At 44.4% G+C, this 17,947-nt stretch carries 10 protein-coding genes; 8 read left to right on the forward strand and 2 right to left on the reverse strand.

Features of this window, described 5'->3' with window-relative positions; all coding sequences use genetic code 11:
- Positions 1 to 123 precede the first annotated feature (123 nt).
- From CLV93_RS17710 to CLV93_RS17740, 7 genes are all read left to right on the forward strand, one after another.
- On the forward strand, positions 124 to 2,085 hold the full coding sequence (locus CLV93_RS17710; RefSeq protein WP_106543552.1) for a DUF8202 domain-containing protein: 1,962 nt from the start codon (positions 124 to 126) through the stop codon (positions 2,083 to 2,085).
- Positions 2,086 to 2,192: 107 nt separating this feature from the next.
- Positions 2,193 to 11,987, forward strand: coding sequence for a SpvB/TcaC N-terminal domain-containing protein (locus CLV93_RS17715; protein WP_106543553.1), 9,795 nt, complete (start codon positions 2,193 to 2,195; stop codon positions 11,985 to 11,987).
- Between the two features lie 3 nt (positions 11,988 to 11,990).
- On the forward strand, positions 11,991 to 12,602 hold the full coding sequence (locus tag CLV93_RS17720) for a hypothetical protein (protein ID WP_146142065.1): 612 nt from the start codon (positions 11,991 to 11,993) through the stop codon (positions 12,600 to 12,602).
- Positions 12,603 to 12,721: 119 nt separating this feature from the next.
- A complete protein-coding gene (locus CLV93_RS17725) occupies positions 12,722 to 13,321 on the forward strand; it encodes a hypothetical protein (RefSeq protein ID WP_146142066.1) in 600 nt (199 codons plus the stop codon).
- A 41-nt stretch (positions 13,322 to 13,362) separates the two neighbouring features.
- The gene (locus CLV93_RS17730; protein WP_106543556.1) at positions 13,363 to 13,557 is read left to right on the forward strand and encodes a hypothetical protein; all 195 of its coding nucleotides are present in this window, start codon (positions 13,363 to 13,365) and stop codon (positions 13,555 to 13,557) included.
- Between the two features lie 2 nt (positions 13,558 to 13,559).
- Entirely contained in the window at positions 13,560 to 14,030 is a 471-nt protein-coding gene (locus CLV93_RS17735) for a hypothetical protein (RefSeq protein ID WP_106543557.1), read from the forward strand.
- Positions 14,031 to 14,260: 230 nt separating this feature from the next.
- Positions 14,261 to 14,692: a hypothetical protein gene (locus CLV93_RS17740; protein ID WP_106543558.1), complete on the forward strand. Its 432-nt coding sequence runs from the start codon at positions 14,261 to 14,263 to the stop codon at positions 14,690 to 14,692.
- A 327-nt stretch (positions 14,693 to 15,019) separates the two neighbouring features.
- Here CLV93_RS17740 and CLV93_RS17750 read toward each other — a convergent pair whose 3' ends face one another.
- Positions 15,020 to 15,547, reverse strand: a complete 528-nt coding sequence (locus CLV93_RS17750; protein WP_106543560.1) for an outer membrane protein — start codon at positions 15,545 to 15,547, stop codon at positions 15,020 to 15,022.
- A 343-nt stretch (positions 15,548 to 15,890) separates the two neighbouring features.
- Between CLV93_RS17750 and CLV93_RS17755 the strand changes: the two genes are divergently transcribed.
- Positions 15,891 to 17,053, forward strand: a protein-coding gene (locus CLV93_RS17755) for an IS3 family transposase (protein ID WP_106543561.1) whose coding sequence is annotated in 2 segments (ribosomal slippage) — positions 15,891 to 16,146 and positions 16,146 to 17,053 — 1,164 coding nt in all. Because the reading frame shifts where the segments join, the coding sequence is not laid out codon by codon here.
- Between the two features lie 139 nt (positions 17,054 to 17,192).
- Here CLV93_RS17755 and CLV93_RS17760 read toward each other — a convergent pair.
- Positions 17,193 to 17,567, reverse strand: a complete 375-nt coding sequence (locus CLV93_RS17760; protein ID WP_106543562.1) for a DUF423 domain-containing protein — start codon at positions 17,565 to 17,567, stop codon at positions 17,193 to 17,195.
- Positions 17,568 to 17,947 lie beyond the last annotated feature (380 nt).

Raw genomic sequence — 17,947 nt, forward strand, 5'->3', positions numbered from 1 at the left:
AATAAGAGGTTTAAAGTGGCTGATGACCAGGAGGAGGGTTACATCACAATTATTGTGAGGTAATGCTCTATCTGTGTTTCAGGATACCGTTCCGGAGTTAGTTTAAACCTAAACTTAGTTCCTATGAAGAAAATATTAGCCGTTATTTTTTTACCGGTGGCTTTTATAGCCAATGGTCAAAATGCTAATAATCTGTTACATCCTGACGTTTGGCTTAGGGCCGATCAACTGACTGAAACGAATACGGTCTGGAATGATATCAGCGGTAATCAACTTGATGCGATTCCTTCTGACAGCCTGATGCTTAAAGGAGAAGGGTTGATTAATTTTAATAGAACAGTCAGTTTTAACGGACAGAAAGAGCAGTTTAAAATTCCCTTAAACCTCAGTCAAACTTCTCAGCTGACCATCGTCGCTGTATATCATTCGAAAGATACTACTTCGGAGCGGGCGGTGTGGAGTGCCGTTGTCAAGCCGGAACAGTCTGTGATGCTGAGTACACGGCGGGCGGCCGGGCCGCAAAGTATTGCAAAATATTCAGAAGGTACTATCAGCGTGCCAATGGTCAATACGACAGCAGAATATTGGGGAAAGGCCAGTAGCGGTGTTACCGGGGCTTCCCTTTGGTTGGGAAGCGGCGCATCAATAGCGGACAGTTTACAGAATTTCTCCGGGGACATGGCAGAACTGCTAGTGTTTAAACGCTTGTTGAGTGGGCCGGAACTTCAATTGGTACAGTCCTATCTTTCGTTAAAATATGGAACCACTTTCCAGTATTCCAGTTATCTAACCTCCACGGGGCAGGTTGTCTGGGACTATGAAGCGCATCCTGAATTTTCAAAAACTGTCGCCGGTATCGGTCGCGATGATGGCTTCCTGTTAAACCAAAAACAGACGGAGTATGCCGACGATCCCAAACTGCTTGTTATTGGGGCAGATAAAATCGCAGCTTCGAATGAGAACAACACTGCTACTATCAACAAAGGTGATTTCCTGGTTTGGGGAATGAATGATAAAGCTTTCCAATTGGAAAGATCAGAACAGGAGGTTTATCCCTACACCTACCCTGTGCTGCAACGAAAATGGATGATGTCGGTGACCGGAAAAACAGCTTCGTCTGTCCCGACAGAAATGAAATTCAATACGAAGGCATACGCCAAAGATAAGGAGGTGAAACAGTGTTACCTGGTGATTGATCGTAGCGGAACCAATGACTATTCATTAAAAGATGTGGAGTACATTCCGGCAGATACCCTTTCTTCAGACGGAATTGCCACGTTCGATAAGGTGACCTGGGATCCGGATGGTTCAGGAAGTGATAGTTTTACCTTCTCTTTCGGAATGGATAACGGCGTTAGATGTACTGATCCGTTGTGTCACAATGCATCCACCGGAACAGTGAATGTTGAAGTGATGGGAGGTAAAGCTCCGTATCAATTTCAGCTGGTTAGTGATTCACTTGGTTTCAAAAAGGATTGGACCGGAACATCCCGTTTTCAGGTGGTTGATAATCTGGCTTCCGGAGCATATACGCTTGCTGTAACGGATGGCAAATCACAAACAGCTGTCGACAAAATAACCATTGACAACCCAGAGGATTTTAATTTCGGACTGGATTCCCTTTACACCATGAATTTAGGTGACCCGCTGGTGCTTGATGCCGGAACGCATATTTCGGATAGCACGGCTTTCTATACATGGGAAGGCGATGATGGCTACTATGCAACGACAAAAGATGCAACCATAACCTATCCGGGAGAATATCAGGTGTCGGTAACTAATCAGTATGGATGTTCTGCCAGTCAGAATATCACGGTCAAGGTGCCGGACGGGATATTGTATCATTATCAGCTGTATCCGAATCCCTCCCGGGGACAATACCATATCGATATCTCATTGACCAAAGCGATTCCCGTAACGGTTCGCATATACAATATCCAGGGAGCATTACAAAGCACGCGGATGGGAGAAGGTTCCTTCAATTATCATTTTGACGGGGAACTTGATCAGGCAGGCCTTTACCTGGTGAAAATTGAAACGTCTTCGGGAACAGAAACTTTCAAGCTGGTTATCAATCGGAATTAAAGACGGAAGCAGGTGGGTAATGCCTATTCATTACCATGAATAATCTGAAATATCATCACGCTGTCAATTTGATTTAACGAACGACAGTTGGCACAAGCATCGACTTCATGAAAAAGAAAATGAACTTTCATTGGCTTAACAGAAAACCGGAACACTTACAATCAACTGAACTATCTATTAAACAGCTTCGCAGTCGTTTTTGGAAGCGGGTTTTCAGAGATTCCTTTATTTTGCTCGGTCTGTTAGTGATCGTATTCGTCGTCACATCCATTCGATCGGGCGATCCGACTTCACAGAATGTTAACCAGCCGGTCGATTCGGTGAAGGTGGCCAGGCCGGTTCCGTTAGGTGACGTGCTAAGCCCTGACAGTTTAGCTTTACCGGATGAGGTCGGTTCTGTGAATTATCCGGCGACCCGAAAAGAGGGGTTTATCGGAGTCTTTGCCAACAGGCCGGTCGATAATCCTGTCGACAATGTCTTTCACGTGCACATCGATCATCCGGTTCAAAAGAATGCAACCGTATGGCTGGAATATGATTTGAAAGGAGTGCAGGATTATACCGGTATTTCGCACAGTGTGAACGAGCAGTTGTCGGTGGGTGGATATTTCGTCCGAAAGAACAAAACCTGGGGAAGACAAAAGGAGCTGCTGAATCCGGGCGACCTGAAAGAAGGAGATAATGTGATACGGTTTACCCTGCCCGAAGGAGCCGGTTACGGATATCAAATCCGAAATCTTTCCATCAAGGTGGAGCCTTACCGAGAGCTACAGGAACGTTCCCAAAGAAAGTTGGTTGTTAATCAGCCGGTCAACGAATGTTACTACGGAAAGCTGGGCTACCTGGAAGGATATGTGACGGGAAGTGGGAGCAAGCAGGCAAGTGTGTACGTCGCAGGAGATAAAGTCCGCTTTCAGAACGGGACATTTGAAAGCATCGTACAGAAGCCGGAAAATTCAGAAAAAACGTGGTCGGTAAATGTACGGGCGGTTTTCCCGGACGGGGAAGAGCTGCTTACCCGGGTATTGTTCAGACAACCGGCAAAATGGGATACAAAGAACGGCTTTCATAAAGAGATCCATCTCGCGGAGAAGACAGCCGAACCCGGTAAAGGATTTGCCCTAAAGCTGGGCGATGCCTTGCTGAAAGGTGATGCAGGCTCGGTGAAAGAGAATACCCGTTTATCGGTAACGGCACTTCGTGCCCGGGATGTACCCGCCCTGGATCCGGGAATGGTGAATGTGACCTCCGGATTCAGCGGATACCGTTTTCTGCCACACGGGACCCGATTTCAGAAGCCGGTTACCATGGAGTTGGGGTACGATACCCATAAAATTCCCAACGGATACTCCGAAGAAGACATTCGCACCTGTTATTTCGACGAAGAAACCAATCACTGGGTTCCCCTTCACAGAGATTCTGTACTGCTGGCATTGAACGCCGTCCGCTCGGGAACCACCCACTTTACCGATTTCATCAACGCTATCATAAAAGTCCCGGAATCGCCCCAAACACAAGGGTACACCCCCACATCCATGAAAGATGTGAAGGTGGCGAATCCGGCTACCGGTATCAATTTAATAGCACCTCCTACGGCCAATTCCATGGGAAATGCCAATCTGAGCTACCCGATCGCTGTTCCGGCCGGACGACAGGGCATGCAGCCTTCGTTGTCCTTACGGTATAACAGCGGTGGCGGCGACGGTTGGTTGGGTTTAGGTTGGGATCTCTCGGTTCCTTCTATTTCCGTGGATACCCGTTGGGGGGTGCCCCGGTATGATCCGAACCTGGAGTCGGAAACCTACACGATGCAAGGAGAACAGTTGAGTCCTGTGGCTTATCGTTCGGCCTGGAAACCACGTGATAAAAGTGTAGACGCAGAAAAACTGTTCTATCCCCGCGTGGAGGGTGCTTTCAGCGAAATTAAGCGACATGGAGGAAGCCCTGCTACCTATTGGTGGGAAGTGACGGATAAGAGTGGGGTAAAATATTACTATGGTGGAGATGGAAGTAATGTGGATCAAAATGCCGTATTAAAAGACTACAAGGGGAATATTGCCTTTTGGGCGCTGACCAAAGTGCAGGATGTATTTGGTAATTGTGTAACCTATCAATATGATATTGATGAAATCAGGCAGTCAGCTGGCGATAAGTACCCTTCAAAACAGATTTACCTGAAGGAGATAAATTATACCGGGTATGGTCACGAGAAAGGTGCTTATTCGGTATATTTTAAACGCACGAAATTGGTCAACGGCGAAGAACGAAAGGATAAATCGTTTGATGCCCGTTTGGCATTCAAAAGGCATACAATCGATTTATTAAAGACCATTGAGGTCAAATTCAATAATTCCCTGATACGTTCATATGAATTGAATTATAAGGAAGGAGCGTTTTTTAAGACCCTTTTGACAAGTGTTGATGAGCTGGATTCTCAGGGAAAAGTATTTAGTGAACATGAATTTGACTACTACAACGATGTAACGAAAGGAAATCAAACCAAATATTTCAATAGTGAGGTGCCCTGGGATTCTCAAGGGGATGATATTCAGGTTGATTTGTACGGACTCAATAAGTTACCGAAGTTTAGTCCTGCTTCCTCAGCGTTAAGTGGTAGTTCATCGTGGAGCGGAGGTGCCGGCTTGTATGTTGGTCCCGGCATTGGTGCCAATCCGTGGTCAAAAAAGGGAACTGTTGGTGGCTCTTATAGTTTTAATCATTCAGAAAGTGATGGGAAAGTACTTCTGGTCGATCTGAACGGGGATGGTTTGCCTGATAAGTTATTTCAAAAAGGAGGTCACGTTTGGTTTCGCCCTCAGCTACGACAAACAGCTGGTGATATGGAACCTCATTTTGGTGGGGCCGTCCCGATTGAGAGCATTAGTCGATTTCTAAAAGAAAAAACAAATTCTCATTCGTTGGGCGCCCAGATTAATATTAGTTTAAGTGGCTTTATTGGTGCAAATACGACTTATTCAAAATCAAAAACCTCTGTATATTTTTCGGATGTGAACGGAGATGGATTGCCTGATTTAGTGGATAACGGACGGGTACTTTTTAATCGGCTAAAAGATGGTGTTCCGGAATTTGATGGTACGAGTGCAGGTACACCAAATCCAATAAATCAGAGTGGAGGTATTGATTCAGATATTTACAAGCCCGATCCCACCGAACTGCAGGAGGCCGAAAAGCAAAATCCATTACATGATGTTATTCGGGTCTGGCAGGCTCCTTTTACGGGAAAAATAGATATTACAGCTCCGATTCATTTAATTGAAGATTTCAGTGCCGAAAGGAAAGGCTATTCTACAGCAGATGGCGTAGTAGCTTCACTGGAATACAACGGAACAAGATTATGGACTGATACCATCACGGAAAATGATTACAGTATAAAAACGCTATCGATCAAGAGTCTTGATATTAAAAGAGGAGACCGGTTATTTTTTAGGTTGAATTCGCGGTATGACGGAGCCTATGATCAGGTAGCCTGGAATCCGGCTATTACATACATCAATGCCTCGAATCCAGACTTGAAAGATGCGAACGGGAAATATTATTTCAGGTTTATTGCCGGAGATGATTTTGTTTTAACCGGGAACCAAACGATTAGCACTCCAATTGATGGAAAGATTCAACTTGAGGGGACAATAAGAAAACCTGTCACAAGCGACAATATAAAGGTCTCCATCATAAAAGAATTTGACGGAGCAAAAGATACCATTTGGTCGAAGCATCTTTCATGGAAAGATTCTGTATCCGTTGATATTAGTCAGGAAAGAACGGTAAAAAAGGGGGAGACGTACAGTTTTAAAGTTGAGTCACAGTCCAATATCAACTGGTCCAATATTCATTGGAAACCAAGAATGTATTATACCGAATCCGATGATGAAAACGTACAATCGGTAGTCGATGCGGAAGGCGAGCCGACGATAAATGCTTATGCCACACCGTCATTTAGTATTTATGCCAATACAATCAGGGTTTCTTCGCCCTGGGTCGCACCACAGGCTGCAAAAGTAGATCTCATACCAGGAATATCTTTTACCAATGGGTATAACGGTAAGGTCGTATTTACCGCAAAGAGAAGAAATGAACTTATCGACAAAAGAACACTGACTATTGCTGACGGGGTAATGAGCAGTAAGGATACCATTCAAATTGAAGTAAATAAAGGAGACAGCGTCTTTTTCGGATATTACCTTCCTGATTTTGCTAAGGATGGTGCTATCAACAGTAATTCATTCATTCTTCAGGACAGTATTAAAAGTTTTTCTGATACGTTAATGGCGAGCTGTTATTCACCCATTGCGGATGAGGATGAGATTTATGGCCCATTGTATGGGGGGTGGGGGCAATTTATCTACAATGCAAACGACGGCAGAGATTCAAAGGTAATTGACCAACAATTGCTTAAGCTCAATGACAACATTGCCGATGTTTCGAAATCAGATTTTGACCAAATTGACGATCCATCTAAGTTGAAGGGATCAAAGGTCTACGACCCTTCAACGGATATCTTCATATTAATGACACCGGATGCTGAAAAAGGTGCCTGGGTGGGCTATGATGATTTGACTTACGTCAAAGACACAGTTGTCAGCTCATCCCGTATGGGGGAGGATGCCATTAGTCCCTTTAACCCGTTTTCCGGTGGGACTGGCGCCAGGGCGATTGATAAAATGAGCAGAAGTTTAAATATCTCCTTTTCAGGAGGTGGCAAGGTTGGAAGTGGTAGTGTAACCACCGGATGGAACAGGGTGCTAACTGATTTTACTGATATGAACGGTGACCGCTACCCTGATGTTGTTACCAAAGACAAAATACAGTACACTAATCCCGACGGCAGTTTGTCAGACTTCGAAAAGAACTTCGATGCACTTAATAAAACAACAGTTTATGCGGCAGGCCCTTCAATGAATGGAAAATTTACGGAAACTTCAAAAACGCCATCACATAGTGCAAATGGGAATTTTTACATCGTAAAGAGTAAGGGGTCAACCTTTAACGTTGGTGGAGGAACCGGAAATAACTACACAACGCAGACCTATGCTGACATAAATGGAGATGGATTACCTGATAAAATTCGGTTGAACGGAAAAGTAGATATCAACCTGGGATATTCTTACACCGATGATGAAACCTGGAATATTGATTCAATTAGTGGTGGACATAGTAATGACATCAATGGTGGAACAGGTTTTAGTCTGTGGAATAATAGTTTTGAAGGTGGAATTGGGCTTTCGACTTCGTTTAGTCATCTGAGATACTCATTTATCGACGTCAATGGAGATGGCCTGGTCGATCTGGTGTACAAAAAAACCGGGGTTGTTTATCTGCGGTTAAACACAGGAACCGGATTTTCGCAGCCGTTTGCATGGAATGAAATCAGTGATATTGGAAAATCATCTACGACGAGTGCGTCGGCAAATGTTTCATTTACTTTTGGTTTTTCAGCCTTTTTGGCGAAAATAGTATTTACCCCTTCTATCAACGGAAGTGTTGGTATCAATCGCACAAATATTCAAATCTCGGATATTGACGGCGATGGTTATCCGGACTTTCTGCAATCAGACGTCGATAGCGACATCAAGGTGAAAAGTTCTGCTATTGCGCGTACCAATTTATTACATACGATACACCGACCTTTGAAATCAAGTATTGAACTTAACTATAAACCGGTTGGAAATACCACGGATATGCCCCAATCCATCTGGGCGTTGAGTGAAGTGAAGGTGTTCGACGGTCACAAGGGCGATGGGGTGGATACCCTGAAAACCACTTTCGACTATTCGGACGGTTACCGCGACCGGCGCGAACGGACTTTCTATGGTTTTGGCGAGGTGAAAACGCATCAGCTGGATGAGCAGGGCGACGTTTACCGGACAACCATTCAGAAATTTGCCAACGATAATTACTACGATAAGGGATTGTTGTTGTCGGAAACCCTGGAGGATGTTAAGGGACGGAAATATGTCGAAACGGTGAACAAATATCAGCTGAAGGATCCTGCCGACAACCTGAAAGCGATTGCCGATACAGCGGATATGGCAACGGTCTACCGGGCCTTCCCGGCGCTGGTGGAAACACACAAATACTTCTATGAAGGCGAGAGTTCGCCGCAGAAGAGTACCTACATGTCATTTGGTTACGGGGCATACGGCAATGTCGTATCGTATACCGATCACGGCGAGCCGGACGAACCCGGCGATTCGATTTCGTCATCGATCCAGTATTGGGAGCTGACGGGTAAACACATTCTGAACGTACCGAAATCCATTACGGTTACCGGTGAAGGAAAAACCTACCGGGAGCGCTCGACGGAGGTGGACGATCAGACGGGTAAGATCACCCAAATTACTCAGGCGCTGAAAAAGGGCCAGGCGGTGTACGACCTGCATTACGATGCCTACGGAAACCTTGATTCGATTATCCAACCCGCCAATTACAAAGGGCAGCGGATGCACTATGCGTATGAATACGACCACACTGTGCACAGCTACATTACCAAAGTACGCGATGCTTACGGTTACAGTTCGTCCAGTACCTACGATTACCGTTTCGGGCAGGTGCTGAGCACGACGGACATCAATGGGCAGGAGACCAAATACGCGATCGATGATGTGGGACGTATCACAACGATTACGGGTCCGTACGAACTGGAAGCGGGTGTGCCGTTTACCATCAAGTTCCAATACCATCCGGATGCAACGGTACCCTGGGCCTTCACGCAGCATTACGATCCCGATCATCCGGATAATCCCATCGAGACCGCGATGTTTATCGACGGACTGGGACGCGCCTTGCAAACGAAGAAAGATGCTGCCATCTTCCAGTCGAAACATTCCGACGACGAGGAGATGATGATTGTCTCGGGCAAGGTGACGTACGATGCCTTCGGGCGGAGTGTGACTTCGTATTATCCGGTAACGGAAAAGAAAGGTCACACGGAAACGTTCAATACTTCGGTGGATGATATCAAGCCGACGAAAGTGGCGTATGACGTGCTTGACCGGACCGTGAAAACCACGCTGCCTGACGGAGCAGAGACAACCACGAAATACGGTTTTGGAAATGACCGTGACGGCAAGTTGCGATTCATGACGCAGGTAACCGATGCCAACGGCAAAATTTCGGAGAGCTATACCGATGTGCGGAACCGGAAAACAGCGGTGAAAGCACCCGGTAAAGTCTGGACCAGTTTTGTGTACGATCCACTCGGCGAACTGCTGCAGGCTACCGATGCTGAGGGCAATACCACCACATCGGTGTACGACATGCTGGGGCGCCGCACCAGTCGGAACCATCCCGATGCCGGCCTGACGGATTACACCTACGACCCGGCCGGCAATATGCTGACACAAGTGACAGCCAACCTGCGCGGGAAGAACGAAGCCATCAATTATGACTACGACTACACGCGCCTGACCCATATTACGTACCCGGAAAACACGGTGAACAACGTGCGGTACGAATACGGAAAGCCCGGTGCCGACTTTAACCGGGCCGGACGCATTACCGTTCAGGAAGACGGAACCGGGGCACAGGAGTTCTTCTACGGGCCGCTGGGTGAGGTGGTGAAGAACATCCGCACCATTATTGTGCCTGACGAAGGCATTTACACCTTCGACACCGAGTGGACCTACGATACCTGGAACCGGCTGAAACACATGGTGTATCCTGATGGTGAGACACTAACGTATGACTATAACAAAGGAGGTTCGTTGCACGAAATGTATGGTGAGAAGAACGGCCACCGGTACAATTATCTTACCCGGTTAGGGTATGATAAGTTCGAAGATCGTGTATATTTGGCTTACGGTAATGGTACCGAAACCACCTACGCCTACGAACCGAAGCGCAGGCGGTTGCACAACATTACCGCCCTGACTTCAGCCGGACGCAAGATGATGGACGATACCTACACGTACGACAATGTGAACAACATCACCCGCCTGCAGAGCACCGCACCAATTCCTTCTGCGGACTTGAAAGGCGGACGGTTTGACTATCATTACCATTACGACGATTTGTACCGGTTGACCAATGCCGATGGGCATTATGAAGGGGCCACACACGAGCATACTTATACGCTGGCGATGGCATACAGTCCCACGGGCCGTATTCTATCGAAGAACCAGTTCCACCAGTTCCGCGGGTATGACGATACCGACTGGGCGCCGCGACATAAAACCACGTATAACTGGGAATACAAATACGAAGGTGCACAGCCGCACGCCCCCAGCCAGATTGGTGACCGGGTGTATCATTACGATGCCAACGGTAACCCAACCGGATGGGAGAGTACGAAGAACAACAACCGCCGCGAAATTTTGTGGGACGAGGAGAACCGGATGCGGGCCCTGGCCGACAACGGTGTGGCCTACCATTACATGTACGATGCTTCCGGCGACCGGGTGATCAAAGCCTCGGGCGACGGCCAGGCAGTGTATGTAAACGGTTTCCCGATGGGCGGCTCAGGAACAGTAGGTAGCTATACCATGTATGTGAACCCGTACATGGTGGTGAGCAACATGAAATACACGAAGCATTTCTATGTGGAAGGGCAGCGCATTGTCAGCCAGTTGGGCGAGATGGGGGCCTACCAGGATTTGCTCAATCCGAAGGATACGGTAAAAGCGGGCCATGGCATCGACTGGGAGAAAAAGAAGGAACACCAGAAGGAGCAACTCATTGCCAATTTCGAAGCGCTGGGATTGGATGGGGCGGTATTCACTGCCGGTAAGAGCGGGAAAATACCCTACGGGCGGATTAAGAAGTACTTCCGTGAAAACAGTACGCTGGTAAGTACGGGCACATCGGCCAGTAGTTCGACCAGCACCGATACGAAGGTGGAGAACCTGCAGTTCTATTACCATCCGGACCACTTGGGGAGCAGCAGTTACATTACGGATGCTTCCGGTGAAGTGTACCAGCATGACGAGTATTTCCCATTCGGTGAGACCTTTGTGGAAGAGCGGACGGACGCGGAATACACCAGTTATCTCTTCAACGGCAAAGAACTCGACCAGGAAACAGGACTGTATTACTACGGAGCCCGGTATTACGATCCAAGAATTAGTATGTGGTATGGGGTGGATCCGATGGCGGATAAATATCCAGGAGTTTCTCCATTTGATTATTGCCTAAACAATCCTATTCTATTGATTGATCCTAATGGAAATGATCCTAATGATGTTTTAAGTAAGGCTTTTTCTTATATCGGAACGTTATATGAATATGGTGGTAAAAATCCAAACGTGTCAGCAGTAGGGATGGCCGACAGAACTAATTCATTATTTTTAGTTCATATGAGGAATGATATTACCGAACCCATTTTTAACGCTATATCTTCAGGGAATTATGAAAAAGTTAATGAGATTTATAAAAGTTATGGATATGGAGATATAATTGGGAAAAGTTCAATAGGAATAGATTGTTCTGGACTGGCAGGCCAGGCCTTTAATTCTGACCCGGATAAATTGATGAAAAACTTTAATTTAGCAAAGCAAGGGGCAACAGGTATGGCTATAGCATTTGAATCTGAGGGTAAAAACGGTGTTTTTGCTAATGGGTTGCTTCATAATGATTTTAATTTGGTTGGAAAAGGTGATTTAATTTTTTCAAATGTTTCTGCAGGTAAAAATGGAAATATTATCAATGTAAAACATACAATGATCGCTACAGGAATGGTACGAAGGGATAGAAATGGTAATGTGACAAAATTTCAGGTGGTTGCTGCTTCTTTCTCTGCCGGAAAAGTTAAAAAACAATGGTGGACTGTGAACAGCAATATGAGGATAGGGCATACTTTTAGAACTACTGATAATTATAATGTAGGACCACTACTGGATGCAAAAGATCGCTTAAAGATGTCTGATTTTGTAAGTAAATATCAATATTAAGTTATGATGAAAAATGTCTTTCTACTGATTGTTATTATTCTTTTTGTTGGATGTGTAAACAGAAAATCTGATAAAAGGAATTCAACTGCCGGAAATGTGAATGGTATGTTAAAACAGAATAATGAAGAGGCAAAAACATCGAATGTTACAACAACCTTCGGTGATTTTTTGGAGTTATTTAAGGGACCCAAAGAAAAGCATGAATTGGGCTTCTTTTACAGAAAAGAGATTCCGGCATCCCTAATGAAAAAGTATTTGCATGTGGACTCAAATTTGGCAGGTCTTCAAGACTCCTATTATAGCGATACGATTATGGTCGTTTCAAAAGGTATTTTGGGATTAATATATCATTCTACATGCGCTGCAGGAGGGATATGTTATCGAAAAATGATTACCACCGTGACAACCGATGATAAGGTAATAGGAAGCTTTATGTTGGATGGTTCTTTTGGAGATGGAGAATATAGTAAAGTAGTTCATTCGAAATTTAGCCAGGATGGAAAGATCAAACAGGAAATTCATAACATCTTAATTGATGTTGAAACAATGGATACGGTAAAGGATGAACACCAAGTAAAATATTTTCAAATAAAATCAGACGGTAAAATTGAGTAGATCTGATAAAGAACTAAATCTGTGAAAAACATAGTGCCTGGTTGATTGAAATGAGGAAAAGAATATTATCAGCACTTCTGGTTTTGATATTTTATTCTGGATGTCAGAATGCTCGCGTCATGAATAAGATCAAGGAAAGTTACAAGCAGAGTGTCAGTTTTTTCGATAGTAGTTTAGTTACTCATTTTCCAATGGAATTGCCAGATAGTGTTGGTCTTGTAACGAATGTTCCCTCAAAGGATACCATCAAATTGCTGGGATTTGGTGTTGATGAACTCATGTTATGGAAGAAATACGATTCAATAAAGTACAATGAATTGAAAAGTCATTTTGTACGTATTTCCCAGGCCACATATCAGGCCAACGATTCCTCTTTGCTTTTGATTTTCCCATACAGTAATGTGGTTGAATTGGATGGTCGGGTATTTGATAATCAGGAGTCCCCGTTAAAGCAGAAATTAGCTGAACACAACATTACAAAGGCAAAAAGTCTTCCGGTTCCGTTATTCAATGTCGATGAATTTAAGGGAAAAAGCTTTTGTGGATTGAATGAGGGTTTTAGGCTATACGTATTGGGTGCAGAATCAGGAAAATTTCTGCCTGCAAGCGAATTACAGGATTGCGAATGTCTGCCCAAAAAGTGGAAACATGGTTATTCAAAAGGTGTGGCCCTGAACGATAAGCAGCGGATTGTAATATACTGGATTATTGCCTGGTAGTTTTGCTGCCAGTTGAAAATTTTGGGTTTTAAGGCCGGTTTATGCTTCTGGGTGTGACTCACATGGCGGAGCTGTATCTACTCGCTAAGTGGAGGTTCACCGCCGGTAAGAGCGGAAAAATCCCCTACGGGCGGATTAAGAAGTACTTCCGTGAAAACAGTACGCTGGTGAGCACAGGCACTTCGGCCAGTAGTTCGACCAGCACCGATACGAAGGTAGAGAACCTGCAGTTCTGATTATGGAAGGAGGTATTACTGATATGATGAAATATGTTGTTTTTATATTGCTGTTTGTTAGTGTATTCACATCTTGTAGAACTGAGGTGAATAAAAAGAACGAAACTAAAAACCAATGGAAGGAGCCGTCCATAGCAAATACAAAATGGGAATGTAAAATTGCTGAGGGCTGTGTAGACTTTTATGATTTTAAGATTGATAGCACGTATCTATTTTATAGTTGTGAAATGGAGGATAGTTTGATCGGTACCTACCATTTTAAAAATGACACGCTAATTCTGAATGAAAAGGGTAGTATTTATGACAATAATTATCCCGAAGGTTCAATACATCGCTCAGGGAAAAAAGTTTATTGGTTAAGTGTTTCAGGAAATGAAATGATTCATATCAAAATGAGTGAATGGATTAATGGGCATTGGGAGAAATCAAATTTTAAGTTTGACAAAAGTTTTATCTATCATAAAGTGGAATAATTTCTGTTTTTTATACCAATTCCGACTCATCACCAATGGTTTATATATGTTTTGTGTCACTCACGTGGCGGAGCTGTATCTACTCGCGAAGTGGAGGTTCCCGGCCGGTAAGAGCGGTAAAATCCCCTACGGGCCGATTTAGCAATGCTTCGGTAAAAAAAGCGACTGACGGCGCTGAGCATTTCAACTAAAAGGATGTGTGGATTTAGTCGATATTCAAAAGGAATCAGATGGTTGTGAGAGATAAGAAAGTACAGAGAACTGTTTTGTCCGTATTGGTTGTAGCTGTTCTATGGATTGTCGGAGGACGTTACATGAACAGAAGTTATAAGAAAGAAGTGCTGAACAGAAAGAAGATGTACTGCTACCAGGAATATTGGGGAACGGTCAATCCGGTGCTTTTTGTAAAGAAAAAACAGTTGATTGATTCATTGGTAGAGTATTATCAAGGAATAGAGAAAGGAAATCCCAATCCGGTCTTTAACTTTCCGCCCCTTTCACTGCCTTATGATACTTGTGTGTACATTCTGGGTTACGAGATAGATTCTTCCGTTGCCCACGTGATCTGTTACGATGATTGGGGAAAACAAGGGAGTTTCGTAAAAGGGTATGTCTACATCCATACGCTTCATGATTCCCCTCCGCCAAAAGAGGAAAAATAATAGCTATGCCTGAGACTGCACGATGGTTAGGCGGGTTTATTAGATGGTTATTAAAGGGATGCCGAACCAGCTTACAAGATGAAATCGGGGGGAACCTAGATGCAACGTGGGGTGGAACCTATGATACGGAAAACTATGTTATTGGACTCGGTACCATAGTAATCATATTGGGTATAGTGTTCAGGCTTGTATTTTAATATTAATATATGGGCAGTTGATAAAACAAAAACAGGGTGCAGCAAATCAATGCTGCACCCTGTTGCTTTTGTTGGGTATGATTCCCTTTTATATTAACCCCAAGGACACCTATGCGAAATATCTTTTGTATTAAAAACGGTACTGAAGGTTGACACACATTCTGACATAACTACCGTTCGCGATGGTTACTTTCAGTTCAGGAGCCAGGTTCAGCTGGTCGGTGAGGGCATAGTTCACACCGGCACCGATGTTCAAACCTAAGTTGCTGTCGGAAGCGGTTACACCCGGAGTTGTGATGGTTCCGAAATTGGGATCGGTGTAGGTTGTTCCCGGAATGTCAATCTTGGCAAATGTAACTGATAAACCGGCTGCACCGTAAACGTTCAAACCGCTGTTGTCGCTGTAAAAGATGTAATGTCCGTCAAAATCGAGAACATTCCAGTTGGCATAATTCTTTTCAAAAAAGTGGGTAAAGGCAATTCCACCTTCCCATTGTTCGTTGAACTGATAGACTCCGTTGATGTCAATACCAACATTATCGATATCGGTTCCGTATACCAAACCACCGCCTACACGCAGGTTCGAGGTATCGAATGATTGGGAAAAGCCAAAAAGAGGTAAAATAATAGCAAGGACGAGGAATGCAGATTTTTTCATTTTTGTTGAATTAATATGAAACGTTATTGTTGTTTGTGTCCTGTTTAGGTCAATACTCTAAACATAACGAATCAAATTTCATATTATTGTTAATTGAGACTCAAATAATATGAAATTTTCAATACGATATAGCCAACAAAACATGTAACATGAAACCCTTAAATCAATGAATAATGAAAAATGAGTAGTGAATAATAAAGAGGCGAAAGTCAAAGGTCTCATGTCTAACGTCTTTCCTCTGGAGTCTTCTTTCTTAACACTTAACACTTAACACTTTGGAGTTGCTACCTTTGAATGGACAGTAGGTTAAGGTATAATTGAATAATAATTATATCTTGAAAACATGTCAAAACATCGAAAGCAATTTACACGGGAATTTAAACTTAGAGCCGTAGAGTTGAGTTATCAACGGGATAACATGCGAGAGCTGGCAGCGGAACTGGATATACGGCCGGCACTGCTGTATCGGTGGCGGAGTGAATTTGCCAGTCACCAGGGGAGTAGTTTTCCGGGTAACGGTAAGCCCATTTTGAATGAGGAAGAGTCGGAGATCGCCCGGTTAAAGAAAGAACTGGCCGATATGCGGATGGAGCGTGATATCTTAAAAAAGGCAGTAGGCATCTTTTCCAGGAGCGGTGGAGACTCTACCAGTTTATAGCAGAACATGCCCGGGAGTACCCCATCGAAAAGATGTGTAAAGTGTTGAATGTGCACCGCAGTGGCTATTATGCCTGGCTAAAAGGGCGGCCCTGTAAACGAGCAATAGAAAACAGGCAACTCTTGGAACAAATAAAACAGATTCACCAGGAGAGTAAGAAGAGTTATGGAAGTCCCCGAATTACGGCTACGCTTCGAAGCCAGTCGGTTCATGTATCCCGTAACCGGGTGGCCCGACTGATGAGAAAAGCCAATATCCGGGCCATTAGTAAGAAGAAGTTTATTGCCACAACCCATTCTGGTCATGATTATCCGGTAGCGAAGAATCTTTTAAACCGGAACTTTAAGGCCGGGAAACCGGGCACGGCCTGGGTATCGGACATTACCTACATCCGGACCATGGAAGGGTGGCTCTATTTAACCATCGTCATGGATCTGGCAGACCGGATGGTGATAGGCTGGTCTACGGGTAAGTCTCTTACGGCCAATGACACAGTGCTCCCGGCATGGAAGATGGCTCGTTCAGTCAGGCCGGTAGTAAAATCGCTGATTTTTCATTCGGACAGAGGTATACAATATGCCAGTAATGAGTTCCGGGAAACAATTAGTCAACAAGCACTGGTACAGCAAAGTATGAGTCGAAAGGGGAATTGCTGGGACAATGCGGTGGCAGAAAGCTTCTTTAAAACGTTAAAAACCGAGTGGACCAATCATCAGGTATATGTTACCAGAAAACAGGCGGAAATATCCCTGTTTGAATATATTGAAACATGGTATAATACCAGACGGAAACACTCAAGTTTGAACTATATGTCGCCACTGGAATTTGGGAAACAGTTGGTTGCATAACCCTTATCCTTTTGTCCACTTTTTTGTTGCAAGTCCACTTTCCATAATCTGCAATCGCGAAGTTCACCCTTACACCCTATACCTTATCCCTTACACCTGGTATTTTAATTGTTCATTTCTCATTTTTCACTGCTCATTGTCACATCGTTTTCTTCCAAACAGCAATGAAAAAGAGTATCCAGGCAACGATAAAACTCGTTCCGCCCAGTGGTGTAATGGCCCCCAGCCATTTGATGCCGGTAACGGCCAGCAGGTACAAGCTGCCCGAAAACAACGCGATGCCGATGGTCATGAGAATGGCCGACCAGCTGAGTGTCCCGGAAGGATAGTGGAGATACAGAACGCCAATAATCAGGATTCCCAGGGCGTGATAAAACTGGTATTGCACGCCGGTGTGGTACACCTGCATCATGTCAGTCGCTAATCTGCTTTTCAGGGCGTGGGCGCCAAATGCTCCCAGTATTACCGCCAATGCCATTAGTACCGCGCCAGTCATTAAGATGGATTTGCTCATGTTGTTGTCTTTTCAATCATTTCGGTAACCATAACAATATGGCAGAGGTTTTGTTAGATCCGGGTTTTCGAAAACTGAACCTGTAATCCGAAAATGAAAGTGGGAGAATAGGCAAGTAGAATGGGTATAGGATAAGGGTATACGGAGTAAGGTGTAAGGTATATGGTCAGCGGTCACTTCTTAAAACTTAACACTTAAAACTTAACACTTAACACTTTTCCAACAACAGGAACGATAGTAACAACAGAAACCTATATAACCATAGGAACAACAGAAACAGCGAAGTGTCCTTCCCTGAAATAGGTTGACCGGAATTAAAGGTTAAAAGCAAATGAAAGTTGAACTAAAGAAAATCCAAAGGCGGCGACATTTCAGTGACG

This window comes from Prolixibacter denitrificans, assembly GCF_003014495.1.
GTDB classification, from domain to species: domain Bacteria; phylum Bacteroidota; class Bacteroidia; order Bacteroidales; family Prolixibacteraceae; genus Prolixibacter; species Prolixibacter denitrificans.